Origin of the sequence: Mesorhizobium sp. M7A.F.Ca.CA.002.04.1.1, from assembly GCF_004022805.1 — a bacterium.
Lineage (GTDB): Bacteria > Pseudomonadota > Alphaproteobacteria > Rhizobiales > Rhizobiaceae > Mesorhizobium > Mesorhizobium ciceri.
In genome coordinates this window covers 1-631 of sequence record NZ_RZPL01001247.1, presented here as the reverse complement: position 1 = coordinate 631, position 631 = coordinate 1, and the positions used below count along the sequence as shown (strand labels likewise).

The window sequence follows — 631 nt, the reverse complement described above, 5'->3', positions numbered from 1 at the left end:
CGCCCTTCCACGAAGGCACGTCCGAAGTCCGGACCGGTGGGGCAGGGAAATTCCTTGCTTTCATCGAGGATGAGCTGAAGCCGTGGGTCGCCAGCCGGGTCACGGTCGATGCCAGCCGCCAGGCGCTTTACGGCCATTCTTTCGGTGGCCTGTTTGCGCTCTACGCCCTGTTCACGCGGCCTTCTTCCTTTCAGACCTGGATCGCGGCGAGCCCCGCCATCTATTGGGAAGAGCGTGCCATCGACCGCTTTCTCGAAGCCTTCGAGGCCGCCATTCCCGATGGTTTGGCGGCGACCATGATCCTGTCGGCCGGCGAGTACGAGACCGAGAAGCTGGCGCCGTTCCAGATTGGCGCCGAGGACGAGGAAAAGCGCCTGAAGCAGAAAAAGGTGACACGCACCGACGCATTCGCGCGGGCAATGGCGCAGCGTCTTGATGCTCTCCCGGGCGTGCGCGCCAGTTTCGAACTGCATGCCGGCGAGAACCACATGTCGATCCTGCCGGTCACCGTCAATCGCGCGGTGCAGGCGGCGTTTGCGGTGAGGAGGGACACCGCCCTTTGCTGAACGCCGCAGCAAGACGGTCGGCGCTGTCATTCCTGTGAAGGGGAGGCGCTCAATCGGCGGTAGGA

At 63.9% G+C, this 631-nt stretch carries 1 protein-coding gene; it reads left to right on the top strand.

The window, feature by feature from the left end; all coding sequences use genetic code 11:
- A partial coding sequence (locus tag ENZ75_RS33605; protein WP_164888269.1) for an alpha/beta hydrolase-fold protein occupies window positions 1-566 on the top strand: 566 nt, incomplete at its 5' end.
- Window positions 567-631 lie beyond the last annotated feature (65 nt).